This window comes from Rhodococcus sp. OK611, from assembly GCF_003050885.1.
GTDB lineage: Bacteria > Actinomycetota > Actinomycetes > Mycobacteriales > Mycobacteriaceae > Rhodococcus_G > Rhodococcus_G oryzae.
Window position 1 is genome coordinate 74,780 of record NZ_QAOZ01000014.1, and the last position, 22,449, is coordinate 97,228.

Here is a 22,449-nt window from a genome sequence, read left to right on the forward strand (position 1 = left end):
GCGATGACGGTGACCCGATGACGATGACCAAGCCGGAGACCCGGGCCCGCTCGCTGCGCGCGCCGCTCGCGGTCGCGGCGGCGGGCCTCGGCGCGGCGACCCTGCTGTACCTGCGGGACCCGCACCGCGCGGGTGCCTACGGCTTCTGCCCGTTCCACGTGATCACCGGCTGGTGGTGCCCGGGCTGCGGTGGACTGCGCGCGGTGAACGACCTCACCCACGGGGATCTGATCGGGTCGCTGTCGAGCAACGTGCTGATCCTGCCGCTGGTCGTGGTGCTGGTGGTGGCGTGGATACGCTGGCTGCGGCGGCGATGGGGCGGAGTCGACGACCGGATGATCGTGCTCGGCCGGTCTGCCACGGCAGGGATACTGGTGGTGTTGGCGGTGTTCACCGTGGTGCGTAACACCCCGTGGGGAGCGGTGCTCGCCCCGACGTGACGGCGAGGCGGTCCTCGCGCCGACCTGACGATCGACGAACTCGACCCGGAGGTTCCGATGGCAATGCAGATCTTCTCGCTGATCGTGCTCGTCGGCGCGCTGGTCGTGCTGATCCCGATCGCGCGTCGGGTGTTCCGCAAGCACGACGACTGATTCGGCGCGTCCGGTCGACAGGGCGGCTGCTCTGGTCAATGCTCAGCTATGGCCGATTCGCTGAAGGACCGCGTCCGGGAGAAGCTGTTGCGTCAGATCGCCGAAGACGGCGGCTATCCCTCCGAGCGCGGCGAAGGCAACGATCCGCGACTGGTCGCGCTCGACGACGACCTGGCCGCATTGGATGAGGCGCTCGACGACGATCCCGTGATCGAGCACCTCGCGGCCAAGTACTGGGTCCCCTAAACCCGCACCCGAAATGCCACCCACCTGCGGTGGTGCCGCCTGCGGTCAGTATAAATACATCTTGTGTCTAAGTTGCATTCGGCGGCGGAGGTCGTCTACCGCGAGGTGAAGGAGCGGATCCTGTCCGCCGCGCTGCCCGGTGGTGAGCTGATCAGCGAGGGCGAGATCGCCGCCGAGATGGGCACCAGTCGCACCCCCGTCCGCGAGGCCTTCCTCCGGCTCGAGGCCGAGGGCTGGATGCGGCTCTACCCCAAGCGCGGGGCGCTGATCGTGCCGGTCGCCGACGGCGAGGCCGAACACGTCGTCGCCGCGCGCAGGCTCGTCGAGACGGACGCCGTCCGGACCGTCACCGGCCACGAGACCGCCCGGACCGAGCTGGTCGCGGCCCTGCGCGCGAACCTCGTCGGCCAGCGCGAGGCGGCGGCGAGCGGGGACGTGGACGGCTTCAGTGGCCTCGACGCCGACTTCCACGGATTGATCGTGCGCGCGGGCGGCAACCCGCTGCTCGTCACCTTCTACGCAGGCCTGCGCGAGCGGCAGCGCCGGATGACCGCTCGCTCGCTGGCCAGGGACCCACTGCAGCTGGCGTCGATCATCGACGACCACACGGCGCTGGCAAACCTGGTCGAGGCGGTGGACGCCGACGGCTACGACGCCGCCGTGACGGTGCACATGCGCCGCGTGCACGGCCTGCCGCTGCTGCAGGCCGGTGCCCGATGAGCGTGCGGACCGACCTCGCGGCCGAGACGGCACCGGCCGCGAACGACGGCCGTTCGCGGAAACGGGTCGTGGCGCCGTGGGCGCTCGTGTCCGCGGCGATGTTCGCCGTCGCGTGGGGCGGCAACGAGTTCACCCCGCTGCTGGTGATGTACCGCCTCGACCACGGCTACTCCCCGGTCGTGGTGGACAGCTTCCTGTTCGCGTACGTGTTCGGCATCGTGCCCGCCCTGCTCATCGGCGGCCCGCTGTCCGACCGGCTCGGGCGGCGGCCGGTGATGCTGCCCGCTCCCTTCATCGCGGCGGCCGGCTCGCTGGTGCTCGCCACCGGCGCCGACAGCTCCGCGCTGTTGGTCGCGGGCCGCATCCTCAGCGGCGTCGGCCTCGGCATCGGCATGGCGGTCGGCGGCAGCTGGCTCAAGGAACTGTCGACGTCGCCGTGGGATCGGCGCGCGGGCACGGGTGCCGGAGCCAGGCGTGCGGCCATGAGCCTGACCGCGGGGTTCGCCCTCGGCGCCGGGGTCGCGGGTGTGCTCGCGCAGTGGGCGCCGTGGCCGAGCGCGCTGGCGTACCTGGTGCACATCTCGATCGCGGCGGCGGCGGGGGTCGCGCTGTTCGCGGCGCCGGAGACCCGGCCCGCGGTCCCGGCCGACCAGCGGGTACCGCTGCGCGAGGACCTGCGGATCCCGGCCGCGGGGCACCTGCGGTTCCGGTACGTCATCGCCCCGCTGGCGCCGTGGGTGTTCGGCTCGGCCAGCTGCGCCTACGCGGTGATGCCCGCGCTGATGGCCCCGCACAGCGGCGGTCGCCCGGTCGCGTTCTCGGCGCTGCTCTGCGTGGTCGCGCTGGCCGCCGGGTTCTCGATCCAGGCCGTGGGCAGGCGCATCGACACCCCGCGCAGCGCAAGGGCAGTCGCCGTCGCGCTGGCGATCCTGGTGGTGGGCATGACCGTCGCCGCGGTCGCCGCCGACCGGCTGACGGTCCCGCTGGCGCTGGCCGCGGCCGTCGTGCTCGGCGGTGGCTACGGCATGGCGCTGGTGTCCGGGCTGCAGGAGATCCAGCGGATCGCGCGCCCCGACGACCTCGCCGGGCTCACCGCGGTCTTCTACTCGCTGACCTACATCGGGTTCGCGGTGCCCGCGGCGATGGCGCTGTGCGTGCAGGTCTGGCCGACGGTGTTCAGCTACCCGATGCTGTTCGTGATCGGCGCGGTGGTCGCCGCCGCGTCCCTGGTGCTGGTACTGGCCAAGAGCCGATCGCACCTGCCGACCCGCTGATCGTCGGGTGGCGAGCTGGGTGAGGGCGGCGCGGCCACACCGACCTGTTCAGCGCCGTGCCGACGCGCCTTGGCCGGACCGACCACTCCTCTACGATTCGTGCATGCCTCGCGGTCCTGTCTTCGACCCGCTCGATCGAGAGCTCTTCGACACACAACGGCAGCGCTTCGACTGGAGCCTGTTACAGAACGGATCCGTCTACAGGTACGACACTCGATTCGGGCTCGACTGCGCTTCTAGGCGACTCGACGAACTCGGTTACCTGGTCCATCGGATCGATCTGCAGCACAGCACCACCGTCGTCGACGTCCACGCGGCGTTGGCCGGTGCACTGTCGTTCCCCGCTTTCTACGGCAAGAACCTCGACGCCTTCAACGATCTGATGTACGACGTCGGCGAGTTCCGATACGGCAGCGACCCGGACACCGCCGGCACAGTCCTCGCCCTTGCCGGCTACGACGCCCTGGTGAACCTGGACCGCCGGACGGCAGATGTGCTGCTGACCATTTTCGCGAAGCATGCGCGCCTGGCGGCGCTCTTCTCGCACCCGATGCTGTGCATCGTCGAATCGACCGCCCACGATCTCGGTCCCGTCAATGGACGACCGGTCCAGACCGGGAGTCTCTGGGACACACCACCGAGTTCCTGGCCGATCACAGCGAAGGAGATCGTCGAGTTCGAATTCGAAACGACCAACGCTGACGCCGCGGGGATGATTGAGGTCATCGCGTCCACGCTCGAGGAGCGCGTTGGCGGGTGGGCGAGGTGGCAGATCCTCGACCCGGTCCAACTCGACGGTTCAGCTGAGCATCTCGCAGAACCGCAGCGACAGCGTTGCGATGTGGTCGTGTCGGTGGGTGTGCGAGGGGAGGGCGACCTCGTTGAGATCGACGAGGACATCTATCGGGCTTTGGATCATGCAGGCCTGAGAGTGGGTTCTTCAAGCGGTTCGGGCTACCCCTTCGGTGCGGAGAGGGAGCGTGTTCTCGGTAAGTACAGCGAGCTGCGCGATCTGTCCGAGGATCAGTGACTGGTCAGGATTGAGCCACCCTCGACCTCCGCGGGCGATCCGCAGCGCTGCGGTTCCATCAACAACTCGTGCGGCTAGGGCATCGCCTTCTGGAACAGCCACGCGTCCCACAGCGGGCGCAGCGAGCGATCGGTGTAATGCGCTGCCAGGTCGGTGAATTCCTCGGTGGTGACGGTGCCGTGGCGGTGCTTGGCGGTCCACTGCCGGAGCAGGTCGAAGAAGGCCCCGTCGCCGAGCGCGGTCCGCAGCGCGTGCAGGGTGAGGGCGCCGCGCTTGTAGACCCGGTCGTCGAACATCAGCTCGGGCCCGGGGTCGCCGAGCAGCACGTCGTACGGCAGCCCGGTGAGGTTACGGTGCGCCTGGGTGGCGATCTCCTCTGCCGACGGTCCGCCCGAGTTCTCCGACCACAGCCATTCCGCGTAGCACGCGAAGCCCTCGTGCAGCCAGATGTCGCGCCACGACCCCAGCGTCAGGCTGTTGCCGAACCACTGGTGTGCCAGCTCGTGCGCGACCAGCCGTTCCGCGCTGCGCCTGCCGTCGCAGTGGTTCGCGCCGAACACCGAGATGCCCTGCGCCTCAATGGGGATCTCCAGTTCGTCGTCGGTGACGACGACGGTGTAGTCCGCGAACGGGTAGGGCCCGAACAGCCGGACGAAGGTCTCCATCATCTGCGGCTGCCTGCCGAAGTCGTGCTCGAACGCCGTCCGCAGCCGGGGCGGGAGCACCGCGTACATGGGCAGGCCGTCGTGATCGGCGTGCCTGCGCTCGTAGTGCCCGATCTGGATGGTGGCCAGGTAGCTGGCCATCGGCTCGGTCTGCTCGTACACCCAGGTGGTGTGGCTGGCCCGGACCTGCTTGCGCACCAGCGCGCCGTTCGCCAGCGCGAAGTACGGCGAGTCCGTGGTGATCGAGATCTGGTAGCTGGCCTTGGAGCCCGGGTGGTCGTCGCAGGGAAACCAGGACGCGGCGCCGTTCGGCTGGCTGGCCACCAGCGCGCCCTCGGTCAGCTCCTCCCAGCCCACCTCGCCCCAGAGGCTGCGGATCGGCCTCGGGGTGCCCGCGTACTGCACGGTGACCGACAGCGCGCCGCCCGCCGGGATCGCATGCGCCGGGGTGATCGTCAGCTTCCCGTGCTGGTGGGTGTATTTCGCAGGCCTGGCGCCGTTGACCGACACCTTCGACACCGACAGGCTCTGCGACAGGTCGAAGGCGAACTTCGTCCGGATCTCCGTGGTGGCGGCCGTGATCGACGCCTTGCCGGACAGCCGGTTGCCTGCCACCTTGTAGGTCAGGTCCAGCTCATAGCGCGACACCCGATAGCCGCGGTTGCCGACGTGCGGCAGGTACGAATCGAGCGGTTCCTCGTAAAATTTGCCGGCACCGCCGGCGGCGAACTTCCCTGGCTTGACCATCGTCACGCCCACGGGGTGATCGGGTTGCCCTGCCAGCGGGTGTTCGGCGGCACCGTGTCGCCGCGCATCACCAGGGACGCGGGGCCGACCGTGGCGCCGTCGCCGATGCCTGCCGCGGGCAGCGCGACGCAGTGCGGTCCCAGGGTTGCTCCGTTGCCGAGGGTGACGGTGTCCATGGCCATGATCCGATCATGGAACAGGTGGGTTTGCACGACGCAACCCCGCTCGACGGTCGCGCCGTCGCCGAGGGTCACCAGGTCGGCCTCTGGGAGCCAATAGGATTCGCACCAGACGCCGCGGCCGATCGTCGCACCCATGCCTCGAAGGTAGACGGTGAGGACGGCGGTGCCGGTGGCGGCGCGCGCGAACCAGGGCGCGGCGACGGTCTCGACGAACGCGTCCGACACCTCGTTGCGCCACACGAAGGAGCTCCACAGCGGGTGCTCCACCTTCCGGATCCGCCCGACGACGAGCCACTTCGCCACGATCGAGGCGGTGCCCGCCACCGCGCCCGCGACCAGCAGCACGATCCCGCTGAACAGGGCGGCGAACCAGAAGCCGATCGCGCCCGCCATCGCCTGCAGCGCGAACAGCACGCCGAGGCCGATGCCGAAGGTGATCATGACCGGGATCAGCCGGCACGTCTCCACCACGGCCCTGGCGATCTTGAGCCGCAGCGGCGGTTCGAACGTCCGGGAGGAGTCGGTGTCGTTGGCGGACCGGCGCAGCCGCACCGGCGGGCTGCCCAGCCACGACGAGCCGGACTTGGCCTTGCTCGGCGCCGCGGACAGCACCGCGACCAGACCGTTCTTCGGGACCCGCCGACCGGGCCCGGCCATCCCCGAGTTGCCGAGGAAGGCGCGCTTGCCGACCTTGGCCTCCTTGATGTGCAGCCAGCCGCCGCCGAGCTCGTAGGAGGCGACCATGGTGTCGTCGGCGAGGAACGCGCCGTCCGCGACCGTGGTGAACTTCGGCAGCACCAGCGCCGTGGAGATCTCGGTGTTCTTGCCGATGTTCGCGCCGAGCAGCCGCATCCAGACCGGGGTGAGCAGGCTGGCGTACAGCGGGAACAGCAGGGTCCGCGCCGAGTCCATCAGCCGCTCGGTCGCCCAGACCTGCCATCCGACGCGACTGCGCACCGGGTGGTAGCCCTCGCGAAGGCCGATGCCGAGCGCGCGGACCGCGATCAGGGTCAGCGCCGCGAACACGGCGAGCGTCAGGATCGTCGCGGCGGGCAGCCAGGCGAGCGCCAGGACCACAGCGGCGCCGAGGTCGGGGGTGTCGCGGACGCCCCAGCCGATCAGCGCGATCCCGGCCGCGAGCGCGAAGATCGGCATGCCTGCGATGACGACGGAGGTGAGCCCGAACACCGGCACCCACTTGGTCGCCAGCGGCGGGCGCTCGGTCGGCCACGGGTGGGCGGCCTTGCCGACCTTCACGGCGGGGGAGCCGGCCCAGCTCTGCCCGGCCTTGACCCGCCCTGTCACCGCCGAGCCGGGCGCGACCTCGGCGTTCTTGCCGACGCGGGCGCCGGGCAGCAGCGTGGAGCGGGCCCCGATGGCCGCGCCCGCGCCGATCCGGATCTCCCCGATGTGCACCACGTCGCCGTCGATCCAGTGCCCGGTCAGGTCGACCTCCGGCTCCACCGAGCAGCCGTCGCCGAGCACGAGCATCCCGGTCACCGGCGGCAGCGTGTGCAGGTCGACGTCGCGGCCGACGGTCGCCCCGAGGGCCCGCGCGTAGTAGATCATCCACGGGGCGCCGGACAGGTTGGCCGCGCCGCTGGCCTCGGTGAGCCGGTGCGCGACCCACAGCCGCACGTGTTCGCTGCCGCCGCGCCGGTAGGTGCCGGGGCTGAGCCCCCGCAGCAGCAGCCGGCACCCGGCGACGGAGATCGCCATTCGGCCGATCGGGGTGATGAAGGCGACGAACGCGGCCAGCAGCACCCACCAGGACACGGTCGGCGCCCACGGCACGTCGGTGAACAGGGCGAAGACGTTGTTGACGATCGCCAGCCAGGTCACCCACTGCAACCCGGTCAGGGTGGTCAGCGGGATGGTGAGCAGGATCTGCGCGAGCTGGGTAGACCGCGGGGTCGGCTCGACGTTCCTCGGCTCCGCGGTGACGCTCGGGGCGAACTCGTCGAGGAACCCGGCCAGCGAGCCGAGCCGCGGATGGTCGTACACCTGGGCGACGGTGACCTCGGGGAAGCGTTCCCGCAGCGCGGTCACCACCTGGGCGGCGGCCAGCGAGCCGCCGCCGCTGGCGAAGAAGTCGTCGTCGGGGCCGGTGATCTGCGCGCCGAGGATCGACGCCCACAACCCGGCCACCCAGGCCGCGGTGCCCTCGAGCCCGGCGGCCTCGGCGGCGTCCCCGGCGCCCGCGCCCGGCAACGGCCACGGCAGGGCCGCGCGGTCCACCTTGCCGGAGGTGCGGGTCGGCAGCTCGTCGAGCAGGGCCAGCCTCGGCACCAGCGCCGCGGGCAGGCGTTCGGCGAGCAGCTCGCGGGCCGCGGCGACGTCGAAGTCGGGGTCGGTGCTGGCCAGGTACCCGACCAGGATCGAGTTCCCGGCGGCGGTCTTGCGGACGGCGGCCGCCGCGCCGCTCACCCCGGGCAGGTTCTGCAGCGCGTTGTCCACCTCGCCGAGCTCGATGCGCCGACCCCCGAGCTTGACCTGGTCGTCGGCGCGACCCTGGAACAGCAGCCCCTCCAGCTCGAGGCGGACCAGGTCGCCGCTGCGGTAGGCGCGGTCCCAGCCGAGCGAGGGCATCGGCGCGTACTTCTCCGCGTCCTTCGCCGCGTCGAGGTAGCGGGCCAGGCCGACCCCGCCGATCACCAGCTCGCCGACCTCGCCGACCGCGACCGGGTTGCCCTCGCCGTCGACCACGGCCAGGTCCCAGCCGTCCAGCGGCAGCCCGATGCGCACCGGGCCGGTGCCGTCCATCAGCGCGCCGCACGCGACGACCGTGGCCTCGGTCGGGCCGTAGGTGTTCCACACCTCGCGACCGTCGACCGCGAGTCGTTCGGCCAGCTCAGGCGGGCAGGCCTCGCCGCCGAAGATGAGCAGCCGCACCGCCTCGAGCGCCTCGGCGGGCCACAGCGCGGCCAGCGTCGGGACGGTGGAGACGACGCTGACATCTCGCGAGACCAGCCACGGGCCCAGGTCCATGCCGCTGCGGACCAGCGCGCGCGGCGCGGGCACAAGGGTGGCGCCGTGCCGCCAGGCCAGCCACATCTCCTCGCAGGAGGCGTCGAAGGCCACCGACAGCCCGGCGAGCACCCGGTCGCCCGGCCCGATCGGCGCCTGCTGCAGGAACATCCGGGCCTCGGCGTCGACGAACGCCGCCGCGTTCCTGTGGCTGACCGCGACGCCCTTGGGTGTCCCGGTGGATCCCGAGGTGAAGATGATCCACGCGTCGTCGGCGACGGTGGGGACCCGCGGCGCGGGCGGGTCCTCGCGCTCGGGGGCGGTGCCTGGCTCGATGGAGTCGCCGGTGATGATCGCGGCGACCTGGGCCTCGCCGAACACCAGCTCCGCCCGCTCGTCGGGGTCGTCCGCGTCGACCGGCACATAGGCGCCGCCCGCGGCGAGCACCGACAGGATCGCCACGTACAGCGAATACGAGCCGGACGGCATCCGGATGCCGACCCGGTCGCCCGCGCCGACCCCGGCCTCGCCGAGCTGCTGCGCGCCGCGGTACATCTCCTCGAGCAGTTCGAGGTAGGTCAGGGTGGTGGTGCCGTCGTCGATGGCGAGGGCCTCGGGGTTGGCCTCGGCGGTCGCGATGACGATGTCGATCAGGGTGCGTGGCGCGGGAGCCAGCGACGACCGAAGGTACTCGGTCGGGATCAGCTGGGATCGGTCCGTTTCCGGTTGGGACTGCAGTGGCACCCGGATTTCCTGTCTGAGTCGGCTGATTGTCGAGTCGTTATCTCATGACAAGTTTGCTAGCTGGTGAACTCGCGGACGAGCGCGGCACGCAGTGGAGGGGTATCGGAGCCTGCGCAACGACGGAAATTGCCGCTGAGACATGCGAGCAGACTACGCCCGAAAAATTCTTCGGCCGTGGTGTCGTATCCGGGGTGGCGCCTTCGTCGCCTGGGTAGAGAGGCTTCCCGGCCCCTCACCCACACGGAAGGATGACAACCATGCACTACCTGGCATTGCTGGCGGGCGAGGAGAACGGTGCGGTGTCGACCCCGGGGACCCCGGAGTTCGGGGATGCGGTGGCCCGGCACGAGAGGTTCTGGGAGGCCGCGGGCACCGCGCTCGTCGGTGGCGGCGCGCTGTACCCGACCGCGGAGGCGGTCACGATCCGGCACGAGAACGGCGGCACGCTCGTCACGGACGGCCCGTTCGCCGAGTTCTCCGAGGTCGTCGGCGGGTTCTATGTGCTCGAGGCCGACGATCTGGACGCGGCGCTGGAGCTGACCCGGCAGATTCCGGACGCCTCGGAGGGATTCGTCGAGCTGTGGCCGATGGTCTTCTGGCGGCTGGAGGACGAGCACGCCGGGTGCTATCTGGCGGTGCTGCGCGAGCCGCCGGGTGCGGCGAACACGCCGGGGTCGGCGGAGTGGGACGAGGGCATCCGGGCGCACGGCTGGTTCGGGGAGTTCGCGGGGCAGGCCCTCCGCGGCGGTGGCGCGCTGCACCCGCCGTCGTCGGCCACCACGGTCCGCGTCCGTGACGACGAGTTGCTGCTGACCGACGGACCGTTCACCGAGGCGGCCGAGATCGCGAACGGCGTCTACCTGCTCGCGGCCGCGGATCGGGAGGCGGCGACGGCCCTGGCGGCGCGCATCCCGCTCGGCCCCAAGGGCTGCATCGAGCTGCGGCAGATCGTGGACGAGTAAATGCACGTCGACCCGGTGTTTCGGGCGGAATCGGGCCGCGCCATCGCGACGGTGGCGCGGCTGGTCGGCGATCTCACGCTGGCCGAGGACGCGGTTCAGGAGGCCTTCGCCGAGGCGATCCGGAGCTGGCCGCAGACCGGGATGCCAGAGAACCCGGGGCCGTGGATCACCACGGTCGCGCGCAACCGCGCGCTGGACCGGCTGCGGCGGGAGTCGTTGCGGGGCAACAAGGAGCTCGACGCCACGCGGCTGTTCCCGCCGACGGAGGAGGAGGTGTGGCCGGTGCGCGACGATCAGCTTCGCCTCATCTTCACGTGCGCGCACCCCGCGCTGGCCCCGCAGGCGCAGGTCGCGTTGACGCTCCGCCTGGTCTGCGGCCTGACGGTGGCGGAGATCGCGCGGGCGTTCCTGCAGCCCGAGCCGACGGTGTCACAGCGGCTGACCCGCGCGAAGAGCAAGATCCGGACGGCCGCGATCCCGTTTCGCCTGCCGCCGGAACACCTTCTCCCGGAGCGCGTTCCGCAGGTGCTCGCGTGCATCTACCTCGTCTTCACTGAGGGATACTCGGCGACCTCGGGGAGCTCGGCGATCCGTGACGAGCTGTGTGAGGAGGCGATCCGGCTGGGTCGCTTGCTGTGCGAGCTGATGCCCGACGAGCCGGAGGCGTGGGCGCTGCTCGCCCTGATGCTGTTGCAGGACAGCCGCCGGGGAGAGCGGATCGCCGCCGACGGTGCGGCCCGGCCGCTCGAGGAGCAGGACCGCTCACGGTGGGATCGCGGCCGGATCGAGGAGGGGATGCGGTCCCTGGCCGTGGCCCGGCATTCCACGGGCCAGTACTTCCCGCAGGCGGTGATCGCGGCCGCGCACGCGGGCGCACCGAGCTGGGACGCGACCGAATGGGCGGTGATCGTCGCGGCCTACGAGCGGTTGCTCGAGCTGACCGGTTCGCCGGTGGTGGCGGTGAACCGGGCCGTGGCGGTGGGTTTTCGGGACGGGCCCGAGCGGGGCCTTGAGGCTCTGGACGCGGTCCCCGACGATCCGCGGCTGGCCCGGTTACGGGTCCCGGCCCGGGCCGAGCTGCTGCGCCGGATGGGCCGGACCACCGAGGCCGAGGACGCCTACCTCGCGGCGTTGGCGTTGGCGGGCAACGAGACGACCGAGCGGTTCCTACGGCGCCGGCTCGAGGAGGTCCGTGCGACCCCCGCGGACCGGAGCTGACTGCCGGGCGGACCGCGGGTCGATGAGTTTCCGTCTGCTCGGCCGTCTACATCGGTAGGCGCCGGCAGAGGCCTCAAAGGAGGACGATGATATTGGAGGCGGAATTCACCGCGACCATGCGCAAGAGCGCGAGCAAGGGTGGCTGGACGTATGTGCTGTGGCCGGAGTCGGTGACGTTCTTCGGGACCAGGGGATTGGTGAAGGTCCGGGGCACGATCGACGGCTACCCGTTCCGGAGTTCGTTCATGGCGATGGGCGACGGAACGCACAAACTGCCGGTCCGCGCCGACATCCGGCGGGCGATCGGCAAGGGCGAGGGGGACACAGTGACAGTCCGGCTCATCGAGCGGATCGATCAGGCGGGCTCCGGTTCCTGAGGCCGCGCGGTCATTTCGCGGTGAGCGAGTCGAGCGCGTCGTCGATCGGGGTGTCGCCGGTGTTGAAACCGACGAACCGGCCGATGGTCGCCGGCTTGACCAGCACCGCCGCCGCCACCCGCGCGACGTCCTCGCGGGGCACCGTGCCCGACTCGAGGCCAGGCCCCACCTCGATCCGACCCGTGCCCGCGTCGAGGGTGAGCGTGCTGGGACCGAGGATCGTCCAGGCGAGGGCGGTGCCGCGGAGATGGTCGTCGGCCGCGGCCTTGGCCTCCGCGTAGGGGAAGAACGAACTGTCGCGCGGGACGCCGTGATCGGCCCGAGCCCCGAAGTAGGACACCATCACGTACCGGTCGACGCCTGCGCGGGCGGCCGCGTCCATCGAGCGGATCGCCGCGTCGCGGTCGACGGCGTAGGTGCGGGCGGGGTCACCGCCGCCCGCACCGGCCGACCACACCACGGCGTCGTGCCCGCGGATCAGCTCGGCGATCCGGTCCGTGTCGAGTCCCTCGACATCGGCGACGACGGCGGTGGCGCCGGTCTCCTCGACGTCCTGGGCGTGCGCTGGATTGCGGATCAGGGCGGTGACCTCGTCGCCCCGGCCGGTGAGAATCCGCGAGAGCTGCCGGGCGATCTTGCCGTGACCGCCGATGATGACGACGCGTGCCATGCTGGTTCCTTCCGTCGGTGCCGCTGCCAGTACAGCGCGTCGGTCCGGCCCCGCGCAACGGAACGCGGGGCCGCCTCGTTCGGTCCTCAGCCCGCGGCCTTCTTCACCAGCTCGCCGATCCTCTCCGCGTCGGCGTCGGTCAACGTGGTCAGGGCGAAGGCGGTCGGCCACATGGTGCCGTCGTCGAGGTTCGCGGTGTCGTTGAAGCCGAACGTCGCGTACCGGGCCTTGAACTTCTCCGCGCTCTGGAAGAAGCACACGACCTTGCCGTCCTTGGCGTAGGCGGGCATGCCGTACCAGGTCTTCGGCGCGAGGTCCGGCGCGTTGGCCTTGACGATGGCATGAATCCGTTCGGCCATGACGCGATCGGATTCCGCCATCGCGGCGATCTTCTCGAGCACGTCCTTCTCCCCGTCCGCCTTGGCATTGCGGGATCCGCGACGGGCCGCCGTCTTCAGTTCCTGGGCGTGCTCTTTCATCGCGGCACGTTCTTCGTCCGTGAACCCGACCGCGGACTTGGACTTCGCAGTGGTGCGTGTGGTCGATTTCTGAGCAGTCATCGCCTTGATTCCTCCGTGTGAGTGATGGTGAGGACGAAATTGATGCTAGGGAGCAGATGCACCCGAGTCACTGCACGACGAGGGTGCGCCGCGCGCTGCGCCGGGTGTACGGCAGCACGAACAGGTAGAGGCCGCTGAAGAGCAGCACGGCCAGCGGGAGCAGCGGCAGGTAGGAAAACCAGATGGCGGCCTTCATCGACACCGCGACCGTGGCGACGATGACGGTGACCGTGAAGACGATGGCCGTCCAGCGGTGGATCTGCCGAAAGCTGTTGTTCGAGTTCATGGGGACTCCTTGGGGAGATGAGCGAGGGGGCGCCGAGCGCGGCAGCGGGGCGGGACTCAGCGGTCCTGGATCAGCCCGAGGACGTTGCCGTCGGCGTCGGTCACGGTGGCCACCAGGCGGCCGCCGCCGACCTCGTTCGCGGCTTCCTTCACGATGGCGCCCGCGGCGGTCAGCTCGGCCAGCTTCGCCTCGATGTCCGGCACGTGCCAGTAGGCCACCGGTCCGGTCATGCCCTGCGGTCCACCGCCCGGCACCAGCCCGATGTGCTGGCCCTCGGCCTCGAAGCCGACGTAATAGGGCGAGTCGGTCTGCGGCTCCACGCCGAGCAGCGCGGCGTAGATCGTCTTGGCCGTCGCCAGGTCGGATACGGGATGCAGCACGGTCTTGATTCCCTGGGTGGTAGAGCTGGTCATGGTCACTCCTGAAGTTGGGGTGGATCGGATGTGTCACAACCATCGCTCTCGGTGGGGCCACTCCACATCCGTGGTGACCACGGAACCGTCCACGGAAAGGGGGCACGGATCGTCCGTGCCCGACACGGAGAACGTCCGAAGGTGCTGAGGGCGAAGCGGATACTGCAAGATGAGCCCATGATGGCGACGGTGGAGATCTCCGCTCGGGAAGCCGAGGTGCTCGCGTTGGTGGGGGAGCACCTCAGCAACGCCGAGATCGGCGCGCGATTGTTCATCTCGGTGCGAACCGTGGAGAGCCATGTCTCCTCGCTCCTGCGCAAGCTGGAGGTTCCGGATCGGCGGGCGCTCGCCCAGCGCGCGTCCGAGCCGGCGCACACCGATCGGTCGCACCCGGCGCCGGTCCTGCCCGCACCGCTGACCTCGTTCATCGGCAGGAAACTGGAACGGGCCGAGCTGACCGCGATGGTCAAGAACGATCGGCAGGTGACCGCGGTCGGCCCCGGCGGAGTCGGCAAGACCCGGCTCGCGTTGACGGTCGCCGCCGAGCTGGCCGAGGAGTACTCGGACGGGGTGTGGTTCGTCGACCTGGTACCCATCACCAGCCCGGACATCTCCGTGGTCGCCGGTACGGTCGGCCTCGCACTCGGTCTCGGCGAGCAGCCCGGCCGTGGCATGGACGAGTCGGTGCTTGCCGCGCTGGCCGACCGTCACGCCTTGCTGGTGCTGGACAACTGCGAACACGTTCGGGACGGGGTGGCACTCTTCATCGAACGGCTGCTCGCGGCGTGTCCACGAGTGACGGTGCTGGCGACCAGCCGGGCTCGGTTGATGGTGCCCTTCGAACGGGCGTACACGGTCCCGCCGATGTCGTTGACCGGTGACGGCGAATCGGACGCGGTCGCGTTGTTCATGGATCGCGCGGCGGCGGGCGGCTGGCCGCCGAATCATGCTCTGCGGGAACAGGTTGCCGCGTTCTGCGGGGGTTTGGACGGGATGGCGCTTGCGATCGAGCTGGCCGCGGCCCGCTGGACCACTCTCGGGCTGGACGGACTGAGCGACGGATTGTCCGACCAGCTCCGGATGCTCGCGGGCGGAGCCCGCACGGATGACCGGCACCGCTCGGTGCGGGCGGCGCTGGACTGGAGCCACGCCCTGCTGGAGCCGGACGATCGAGTGCTGCTGCGCCGGTTGTCGGTGTTCATGAAGTCGTTCACCGTCGCGGCGGCGGCGGAGGTGACCGCGTCGGAGAAGGGCGTCGTCGCGGATGGGCTGGCCCGGCTCGCCGAGCAGAGCCTGCTGGTGGTGATCGCGTCACCGACCGGGACCCAGTACCGGGCGCTGGAAACCATCCGCCAGTACGGGATGGAGCGGCTCGTCGAGGCCGGTGAGCGCGACGAGGTCCGGTCCCTGCACCTTCGCTGGTGCCTGGCCGAGGCGGCCGACCTGGCGGTGGTCCGGGCGGACTGGCGGGCCCGATTCGACGCGGTGGCCGACGATCTCCGCGCCGCCCTTGCGTGGGTGGCCGACCGGCCTGCGCAGCGCGCGGAGGCGTACGGCCTCGCCCGGCAGCTGGCGGAGCTGACCTTCACCCGTCACCTGATCGGCGAGTCCCAGCAGCGCTACGAGCAGGCGGCCGCGCTCGCGGACGAGGCGGCCGCCGCCTCGATGTTCCGGCAGGCCGCTGCGGTGGCCGGGTGCCGGATGCGTGGTGACGACATGTACCGACTGAACCGGGCGGCCGCGGACGCGGCGAAGCGAGCCGGGGACACCGCAGGCGCCGCCGCCGACCTCGCGACCGCCGCCACGAACGCCTACCGGTTCGCGAGCAAGTTCGTCCGGACCCTGCCGCCGGAGGAGGCGATCGCGCTCATCGCCGAGGCGAGGGAGCTGGCGGGCGATGACCAGGCCGCCGAGGCCGCGGTGGCGCTTGCCGAGGCCGGGAGGGGTCTCACCGAGGCGTTCGGTGCCGCCGAGGGCGCATCCGACGACGCGGTAGCGGAGACGATCGCCCGCGCCGAACGGGCGGTCGAACTCGCCCACCGCACGGGCGACCCCCTCGCCGAGTCCGCCGCGCTCGACACGCTCACCGGCGCCCAGAGCTGGGCCGGTGACGCGTTCGCCGCCGCGGCCACGGCGCGGCGCCGGATCACGCTGCTCGCGTCCGCGCCGCCAACTCCGACCGGCACCCACGAGCTGATCGACGCGCTCGGTGAGGCCACCGAGGCCGGACTCGGCGTGGGGGACCTGCCGGGTGCCCGCCGGTGGGCACGGCAACTCGCGGATCATCCGATGCTGGTCGAGGTCGGCCATCGTGCGACGAGCCAGCTGTTGGTGGCCGACGCGTTGGCGGGCAATGTCGACGAGGTACTGACCCGCAGCGCACGGTTCCTCGAGGCGTGGCAGCGGTCCGGCAGACCGACCGGATCGGTTCTCGGTGCGGCGGTGGCCGGTGTGGGGATGATCCACGGCCTACGCGACGACGACGGTGCGCGGCGCGAATGGGCGGAGGTCATGGATCAGCTCGCCACCCCGGCGGAACATGCCTACGGCTACCGGGCGGTCTACGACTCGATGCTGTTGCTGCACAACGGAGATGCGGGCGAGGCGCTGGAGCGGATGGCGCCGGAACCCGGCGAGGTGTGGAGATGGGTCACGTGGGTCTGGCTGCACTGGTACGTGGCGCTGCGCGCCGAGGCCACCGTGCTGACCGGCAGCCCCGATGCCGCCGATCGCCTGGCCGAGGCCCGGACAATCGTGGCGTGCAACCCCGTCGCCGGGGCCATCGTGGAGAGGGCTGAAGCGATGCTCGCCCGGGACCGGGAGCGTCTGCTCGCCACGGCGGATGCGTTCGACGCCGCCGGTTGCCGCTACCAGTCGGCGCGGACCAGGGTGCTCGCAGGCGGCGACCACGCCGACCGCGGGGCGGCCGCGCTCGCCGATCTCGGTCTCGCCCCGATGGCCACGCCCCGGCCGTCCTGACCGAGGCGGGTCCGCTTCGGTCAGGAACCGCCGGCGGAGGCGAGGGTGCCGATGCCGAGGGCTGCGAGGATTCCGGCGCTGACGGTCTCCAGTCGCTGGGTCACCTTGGGCCTGCGCAGCAGCGCGACCAGGCGTGACGCGGCGACCGCGAAGGCGCCCATCACCACCAGCGCCACGACGGCCTCGACCGCCCCGAGGGTCATCGCCGAGCCGAAGGTCACCTGGTCGAGGAACTGCGGGACGACGGCGAGATAGAACAGGCCCATCTTCGGGTTCAGGGCGCACGAGAGCATCCCGGCGCCGAACGCGGATCCGGTCGAGGCCGCGACCGGTCCCGTCGCCGCGGGTCCTGCCGCCCGCCGCCGGAGCAGGGCGCGGACCCCGAGGTAGAGCAGGTACAGCCCGCCCGCGATCTTGACGACCCGGTAGGCGGACGCGGACTGCTCGAGCAGTGCCGCGACGCCGAGGGCCACCACCACCGCCCAGAACAGGCTGCCGATGGCCACCCCGATGGCCGCGGCGACGCCAGGGCGGATGCCGCCGATGCTGTAGCGGAGCACCAGGAACGAGTCGGGTCCCGGCATGAGCGCGAGCAGCAGGCAGACGCCCGCGAAGCTGAGCAGGGTGGCGGCGGTCATGGCGACAGGAAACCGCGGATCAGGACGCGAATCAAATCGGCGTCATGGGCGCAGCGCCGCGAAGTCGGCACCGGTCATCTCGACGGACAGCTCCCACAGTTCCCGCGCCAGCTCGGGATCCCGCGCGCTCTGGCTGCGACCGCACCGGGTCACGGGTCCGCGCATGCCGCGCAGACCCTCTGGGCCCAGGTAGTCGCCGTTCTCGACGTCGGGCATCGTCGCGCCGTAGAGCTGGCTCAGCGCGCCGTCGGCCTCGCTGTTGACGACGATCCGCATGCCCAGCCGGGTGAGCGACGCGAGTCCGGGGATCGGCGGCAGCATCGAGTCGAAGAGGTTGGTCGCGGCCACACCGGGGTGCGCGCCGATCGAGATCAGCGGGCTACCCGCGGCCGCGGCCCGCCGGGCGAGCTCGGCGCTGAAGATCAGGTTCGCGAGCTTGGACTGCCGGTACGCGGCCATGCGCTCGTACGGGCGTCGGTCGAAGTTCGGGTCCTCGAGGTCGATGGTCCCGCCGTAATGCGCGATGCTCGCCAGGGTGACCACCCGCGGTGCCTCGGCCCGCAGGAGCAGCGGCAGCATCGCGTCGGTCAGCGCGAAATGGCCGAGATGGTTGGTGCCGAACTGGGTCTCGAACCCGTCGGCCGTCGTGCCCTTCGGGATCGCCATCACCCCGGCGTTGTTGATGAGCACGTCGACGGACCCCACGGCCGCCGCGGTCTCGGCGGCCGCCGCCCGCACCGAGGCCAGGTCCGACAGGTCGAGCCGGACCAGCTCGTGTTCGGCGGCGGATCCGGCGGCGCGACCCGCCGCCCGGACCGATTCCAGCGCGCTCGCGGCGCGCTCGAGGTCGCGGCAGGCCAGCACCACTCGGGCGCCCGCGCCCGCGAGCGTGGTCACGGCCTGCAGCCCGAGACCGTTGTTCGCGCCGGTGACCATGATCGTCCGGCCGCGTTGGTCGGGCAGGTCCGCCACCCCGAACCGCGGCTTCACGAGCGGCCGCCGGGCCGCGCGCCCGGCCTCGATGACCGGGCCGGGGTCCCGTCGGTGGGATTCGGGCGGCTCGGATTCGGGCATGGCTTCTCCAGACGTTGCGGCGCGGTCCTCGTGCCCGACCCTACGGCCGACCGCGCCACCACGCCCGGAGATGCGCTCAGCCGCGACCGAGTCGCTCGTCCGCGGCCGCGTGTGCGGCGGCCAGCGGGGTGATGCCCGCGCGCTCGGCCCGGTCGAACAGCTCGCCGAGGGTGCTGCCGATGAGATTCACCCGGGCCAGGACCTCGTCGTAGCCCCGGTTCTCGCCGTCGGCCAGGATCGCGAACAGGGCGCCGCCCGCGTTGGCGACGAAGTCGGGTGCCCACAGGATCCCCATGGCGGCCAGGCGATCCGCGCCGTCCGGGCGCGCGAGCTGGTTGTTGGCCGGACCCACGACCGCGCGGCAGTCGAGTCCGTCGATCACCTCGTCGGTGAGCACACCGCCGACACCGGCAGGGACGAAGAGGTCCGCGGGCACGAATGGGGCGTCCTCGGGCCGGACCCACTTGGCGCCGATCTCCTCGGCCAGCGCCCGCTTGCCGAGATCGATGTCGCTCACCGTGAGGACCGCGCCCTCCGCGGCGAGCGTGCGTGCCAGCCGAGAGCCGACCTGTCCGAGCCCGCTGATCGTGACCCTCAGGCCCGCGAGGCCGGCGCCGGGGAAGGCCCGATCGACCGTCGCGCGCAGGGCGGAGTAGACGCCGACCGCGGTGGGCTCGGCCGGTTCGCCGATTCCGCCCGTGGCGGTGGGCAGGCCGAAGACGTGCGCGGTCCGTTCCCGGACGATCTGCATGTCGGCCGCGCTGGTGCCGACGTCCTCGGCGGTCCGGTAACTGCCGCCGAGCCCGTCGACGATGTCGGCCAGGTCGAGCATGGCCGCGCGGCGCCGGTCCCCGTCGAGGACCTCGCCCGGCGCCAGGGCGATGACGGACTTGCCGCCGCCGGTGTCCAGGCCCGCGACCGCACACTTGAGGGTCATCGCGGCGGACAACCGGAGCGCGTCCTGCATGCCGTCCTGCCAGTTCGGGTACTGCCACACCCGGCAGCCGCCGAGCGCGGGTCCCAGCCGGGTGGAGTGCACGGCGACGGTGATCGGGAGGCCCGAGCGCGCACCGGCCTCGAGGGCGACGTGTTCGTGGTCGAAACCGCCGTGCGGGGTGCGGGTGACGGGTCGGGCTTCCAGGGTGGTCATCGTTGACGTCCTTCCGATAGCTGGGCTGGGTGGCGCTCAGAGCAGTGTCGAGGTGCGCTGTGTGTCGCCACTACAGTCGATATGGCTGGCAGAACAGTCAATAGTGAGATTTCTGGCTGATCGCAGTGATCAGTAGGCGGGGGTGACGCGGGTCACTTGTGTGACGTAGCGCTCAGTTGTCCACCGATCGGTGGACCCGAGGTTCCACCGGCGGACCCGCCGATCGGCGGACAGACACGAGCGGCGCCCCCGACGAGAGTTGATTGCGTACCCGAACCCCAGGAAAGGGAATCGCATGACGACAACACAGGCGCCGCTGCAGCTCCGGAGGGTTCTGTTCATCGGAACCCCGGCGGCCTTCGTCGAGGCCGAGCGGTGGGTCGCGGCGCACGGTCTGGAGTCCACGCGGACGCTCGGCGACGACCTGCTCGTCGCGATCGCCACCGAGGACGTGCTCGACGGGATCTGCTCGGCCGCAGACGCGGCGGCGGTGCAGCACGTGCGCGCGCTGGGGGTGCCGTGCGTCGGGGTGGCTCCCACCGTGCCGGTGTTGTCCCTCGCGGCCTATCTGATCTGAACCAAAGGGGCTGCACACCACGGTATTCCATACGAAACAGAAGAAGCCATCGGGCGTCAGGGGCCGGCTCGCGGATCACGCGAGCCGGTCCTTGCTGTTGACAACCCGCGGACCGAACTGCCATCCTCGCCGTAGGTCATGAGTGCCAGCAGATAGCCCCGGCTTGCTGGCCGGCAACCCTCCACCGCGGTGGGGTGCCCCGGGTGACGACCTGGCTGTGGTCCAACACCGGACCCGGCAAGCGCGGGCTCGTTGTCTTCCACAAGGACACGGGTCCCTGAAACCGAGGGATGTCTGATGACTGCTGTTCTCACCGCCACCGCCACCGCCACCGCCGTTCGCTCCGACGAGCGTTGCACCGACCGGCCGTTCGCCGAGGTCTCCGGGGCCGACCTGACCGTCCCGCTTTCCGGCGGCGGGACCTGCACCTACGCGAACTTCGACTACGCGGCCAGCGCGCCGGCGTTGGCTCAGGTCACCGCGCGGGTGCAGGAGTTGCTGCCGTACTACGCCAGCGTGCACCGGGGTGCCGGGTATGCCTCGCAGGTGTCCACCGCCAGCTACGAGGGAGCCCGCGACGTGGTCGCCGGGTTCGTCGGGGCCCGGTCCGACGACGTGGTGGTGTTCACCAGGAACACCACCGACTCGCTGAACCTGCTCGCCGGCTGTGTGCCCGGTGAGACCGTCGTCCTCGACATCGAGCACCACGCAAATCTGTTGCCCTGGAAGAAGAACGGGGCGCGGGTCGTCCGGTCCGCGGACACCGTAGCCGAGACGGTGGAGCGGATCGTCGCCGAACTGTGCAGCAAGCCTGCCGCGCTGCTCGCCGTCACCGGCGCCTCCAACGTGACCGGCGAGGTACTGCCGATCGCCCGGCTCGCCGAGGTCGCGCACGCCTGCGGGGCGCGGATCCTCGTCGACGGCGCCCAGTTGCTGCCGCACCGGCGGGTGGACATCGCCGCGCTCGGCGTCGACTACCTGGCCTTCTCGGGTCACAAGCTGTACGCGCCGTTCGGGGCGGGCGCGCTCATCGGCAGGCGGGACTGGCTGGATGCCGCCGAGCCGTACCTGGTCGGCGGCGGCGCCACCCGCGACGTCTCGGCGGAGGGCGTCGACTGGGCGCAGGCCCCGCAGCGGCACGAGGCAGGCACCCCCAACGTGCTCGGCGTCGCGGCGCTGGCCGCGGCCTGCACGGCATTGGCAGGCCTCGACGAGGAGGCGTCCGAGCTGCACGAGCGTGCCCTGTGCGCTCGGCTCGTCGACGGGCTGCGCGGCATCGACGGCGTCGAGCTGCTCCGGATCTGGTCCGACTCGCCGGATTCGGTCGGCATAGTCACCTTTGCCGTCGACGGATTCGCGCCCCGCGAGGTGGCGAGCTACCTCTCGGACCGGCACGGCATCGGGGTCCGCGACGGCCGGTTCTGCGCGCACCCGCTGCTGGCCCGGCTCGGCAGGCCGGACGGCGCGGTCCGGGCGAGCCTCGGCCTTGGCAGCCACGCCACCGATGTGGACCGGCTGGTCGCGGCGCTGCGGGAACTGGTGGACGGCCGCCGCCCCGCCATCGGCCTCGCCGGGTAAACTCGCGCCATGGCACCCGTGACGACCGTGGCGACTGACGCCCGGTGGTGCCGTCGGCATGTGGATCTCTGCCGTACCGCGTCGGGCATGTGTCTGGGCTGAGCTCGCCCCCAGCTCATCAGCTCGCACGCATCTCTCGAGGAGACCCATGTCCATCGATTCGTCTTTCCGTACCCGGCCGCTGCACGTCGCGGTCGAATTGTCCGGCGCCGGTCACCACCCCGCGTCCGCGGCGCACACCGACTTCCGGATCCCGCTCGGGCTCACCGACTACTGGGTAGACCTGACCGCACCCGCGGACCCCGACGCGCAGCTCGATCTCGCCGCGATTCCCGGCACCGTCGTCCGCATCCGAGCGCACGACCTCCGCGGGGCGCAGCAACAGCGTGACCGGATCCGGGCGGACGCCGCGGCCGATGGCCGGGACCCGGACTCGGTCACCGTGCTGCTCGACGTCGAGGTGCTCCTCGGCGATGATTCACGTTCCGCGCGAAGGGAACTGGCGCTGCTCGACGGTGGGCTCCGGGGTGTCCGGGTGCCCGATTCGATCTCCTATGTCGGGACGGCATCGGGCCTGGCCGGGCTCATCGCCGACATCCGCGCGGCGGGGGTCGCCGACGGGGTGACCCTGCTGCCGCTGGTCCTGCCCCGAGTGCTCGACCGCGTGGTGGACGACGTGCTGCCACTGCTGCACGAGCGCGGCGTCACCCGCCCGTCGGCGGCGCTCGGCGAGGTGCTCGGGCAGTTCGGGTTGACCTCTGGCAGAAGCATTCTCGCGTCATAGCGGGTATCCGACGGC

At 71.3% G+C, this 22,449-nt stretch carries 22 protein-coding genes and 1 riboswitch; of the genes, 13 read left to right on the forward strand and 9 right to left on the reverse strand.

Annotated features, from left to right (window positions below):
• The first annotated feature begins 17 nt into the window (after window positions 1–17).
• From C8K38_RS18435 to C8K38_RS18455, 5 genes are all read left to right on the forward strand, one after another.
• The gene (locus C8K38_RS18435; RefSeq protein ID WP_245221061.1) at window positions 18–440 is read left to right on the forward strand and encodes a DUF2752 domain-containing protein; all 423 of its coding nucleotides are present in this window, start codon (window positions 18–20) and stop codon (window positions 438–440) included.
• A gap of 201 nt (window positions 441–641) precedes the next feature.
• Complete coding sequence (locus C8K38_RS18440) at window positions 642–839, forward strand: hypothetical protein (protein ID WP_097212874.1); 198 nt, start codon at window positions 642–644, stop codon at window positions 837–839.
• 63 nt (window positions 840–902) lie between these two features.
• Window positions 903–1,559 (forward strand): GntR family transcriptional regulator, encoded by a 657-nt coding sequence (locus C8K38_RS18445; RefSeq protein ID WP_097212875.1) that lies wholly within the window; start codon window positions 903–905, stop codon window positions 1,557–1,559.
• Window positions 1,560–1,657: 98 nt separating this feature from the next.
• Entirely contained in the window at window positions 1,658–2,833 is a 1,176-nt protein-coding gene (locus C8K38_RS18450; protein ID WP_245221819.1) for an MFS transporter, read from the forward strand.
• A 103-nt stretch (window positions 2,834–2,936) separates the two neighbouring features.
• Entirely contained in the window at window positions 2,937–3,863 is a 927-nt protein-coding gene (locus C8K38_RS18455; protein WP_097212877.1) for a barstar family protein, read from the forward strand.
• A 74-nt stretch (window positions 3,864–3,937) separates the two neighbouring features.
• Here the strand turns inward: C8K38_RS18455 and C8K38_RS18460 are convergent, their stop codons facing one another.
• Together C8K38_RS18460 and C8K38_RS18465 are read right to left on the reverse strand one after the other, a co-directional pair.
• Window positions 3,938–5,275, reverse strand: coding sequence for a M1 family metallopeptidase (locus C8K38_RS18460; RefSeq protein WP_097212977.1), 1,338 nt, complete (start codon window positions 5,273–5,275; stop codon window positions 3,938–3,940).
• Between the two features lie 2 nt (window positions 5,276–5,277).
• A complete protein-coding gene (locus tag C8K38_RS18465) occupies window positions 5,278–9,168 on the reverse strand; it encodes a Pls/PosA family non-ribosomal peptide synthetase (protein WP_097212878.1) in 3,891 nt (1,296 codons plus the stop codon).
• Between the two features lie 257 nt (window positions 9,169–9,425).
• Between C8K38_RS18465 and C8K38_RS18470 the strand changes: the two genes are divergently transcribed.
• The 3 genes from C8K38_RS18470 (at window position 9,426) to C8K38_RS18480 (ending at window position 11,725) form a co-directional block, all read left to right on the forward strand.
• Window positions 9,426–10,130 (forward strand): YciI family protein, encoded by a 705-nt coding sequence (locus C8K38_RS18470; protein WP_097212879.1) that lies wholly within the window; start codon window positions 9,426–9,428, stop codon window positions 10,128–10,130.
• On the forward strand, window positions 10,131–11,348 hold the full coding sequence (locus tag C8K38_RS18475; protein ID WP_097212880.1) for an RNA polymerase sigma factor: 1,218 nt from the start codon (window positions 10,131–10,133) through the stop codon (window positions 11,346–11,348).
• 86 nt (window positions 11,349–11,434) lie between these two features.
• Window positions 11,435–11,725 carry a DUF1905 domain-containing protein gene (locus tag C8K38_RS18480; RefSeq protein ID WP_097212881.1) on the forward strand — a complete coding sequence of 97 codons (291 nt, stop codon included), beginning with the start codon at window positions 11,435–11,437 and terminating at the stop codon, window positions 11,723–11,725.
• Between the two features lie 10 nt (window positions 11,726–11,735).
• Here the strand turns inward: C8K38_RS18480 and C8K38_RS18485 are convergent, their stop codons facing one another.
• From C8K38_RS18485 to C8K38_RS18500, 4 genes are all read right to left on the reverse strand, one after another.
• Entirely contained in the window at window positions 11,736–12,395 is a 660-nt protein-coding gene (locus tag C8K38_RS18485) for an SDR family oxidoreductase (RefSeq protein ID WP_097212882.1), read from the reverse strand.
• Between the two features lie 86 nt (window positions 12,396–12,481).
• Window positions 12,482–12,955, reverse strand: a complete 474-nt coding sequence (locus C8K38_RS18490) for an iron chaperone (protein ID WP_097212883.1) — start codon at window positions 12,953–12,955, stop codon at window positions 12,482–12,484.
• A 67-nt stretch (window positions 12,956–13,022) separates the two neighbouring features.
• Window positions 13,023–13,241 (reverse strand): hypothetical protein, encoded by a 219-nt coding sequence (locus C8K38_RS18495; RefSeq protein ID WP_097212884.1) that lies wholly within the window; start codon window positions 13,239–13,241, stop codon window positions 13,023–13,025.
• Between the two features lie 56 nt (window positions 13,242–13,297).
• Complete coding sequence (locus C8K38_RS18500; RefSeq protein WP_097212979.1) at window positions 13,298–13,654, reverse strand: VOC family protein; 357 nt, start codon at window positions 13,652–13,654, stop codon at window positions 13,298–13,300.
• A gap of 177 nt (window positions 13,655–13,831) precedes the next feature.
• Between C8K38_RS18500 and C8K38_RS18505 the strand changes: the two genes are divergently transcribed.
• Window positions 13,832–16,633 (forward strand): ATP-binding protein, encoded by a 2,802-nt coding sequence (locus C8K38_RS18505; protein WP_097212885.1) that lies wholly within the window; start codon window positions 13,832–13,834, stop codon window positions 16,631–16,633.
• Window positions 16,634–16,653: 20 nt separating this feature from the next.
• Here C8K38_RS18505 and C8K38_RS18510 read toward each other — a convergent pair whose 3' ends face one another.
• The 3 genes from C8K38_RS18510 to C8K38_RS18520 all read right to left on the reverse strand — a co-directional run bounded on the left by C8K38_RS18510 (window position 16,654) and on the right by C8K38_RS18520 (window position 19,495).
• Complete coding sequence (locus C8K38_RS18510; RefSeq protein WP_097212886.1) at window positions 16,654–17,271, reverse strand: LysE family translocator; 618 nt, start codon at window positions 17,269–17,271, stop codon at window positions 16,654–16,656.
• Between the two features lie 42 nt (window positions 17,272–17,313).
• Window positions 17,314–18,345 carry an oxidoreductase gene (locus C8K38_RS18515; protein ID WP_097212887.1) on the reverse strand — a complete coding sequence of 344 codons (1,032 nt, stop codon included), beginning with the start codon at window positions 18,343–18,345 and terminating at the stop codon, window positions 17,314–17,316.
• Between the two features lie 76 nt (window positions 18,346–18,421).
• A complete protein-coding gene (locus tag C8K38_RS18520; RefSeq protein WP_097212888.1) occupies window positions 18,422–19,495 on the reverse strand; it encodes a Glu/Leu/Phe/Val dehydrogenase family protein in 1,074 nt (357 codons plus the stop codon).
• A gap of 295 nt (window positions 19,496–19,790) precedes the next feature.
• Here C8K38_RS18520 and C8K38_RS18525 point away from each other — a divergent pair, with 295 nt between their 5' ends.
• From C8K38_RS18525 to C8K38_RS18535, 4 genes are all read left to right on the forward strand, one after another.
• Entirely contained in the window at window positions 19,791–20,072 is a 282-nt protein-coding gene (locus C8K38_RS18525; protein ID WP_097212889.1) for a hypothetical protein, read from the forward strand.
• A 134-nt stretch (window positions 20,073–20,206) separates the two neighbouring features.
• Window positions 20,207–20,322: riboswitch (SAM riboswitch) on the forward strand.
• A gap of 47 nt (window positions 20,323–20,369) precedes the next feature.
• On the forward strand, window positions 20,370–21,650 hold the full coding sequence (locus C8K38_RS18530) for an aminotransferase class V-fold PLP-dependent enzyme (RefSeq protein WP_097212890.1): 1,281 nt from the start codon (window positions 20,370–20,372) through the stop codon (window positions 21,648–21,650).
• 9 nt (window positions 21,651–21,659) lie between these two features.
• Window positions 21,660–21,752: a putative leader peptide gene (locus C8K38_RS28110; RefSeq protein WP_354578721.1), complete on the forward strand. Its 93-nt coding sequence runs from the start codon at window positions 21,660–21,662 to the stop codon at window positions 21,750–21,752.
• 46 nt (window positions 21,753–21,798) lie between these two features.
• Window positions 21,799–22,434: an LLM class flavin-dependent oxidoreductase gene (locus tag C8K38_RS18535; protein WP_097212891.1), complete on the forward strand. Its 636-nt coding sequence runs from the start codon at window positions 21,799–21,801 to the stop codon at window positions 22,432–22,434.
• Window positions 22,435–22,449 lie beyond the last annotated feature (15 nt).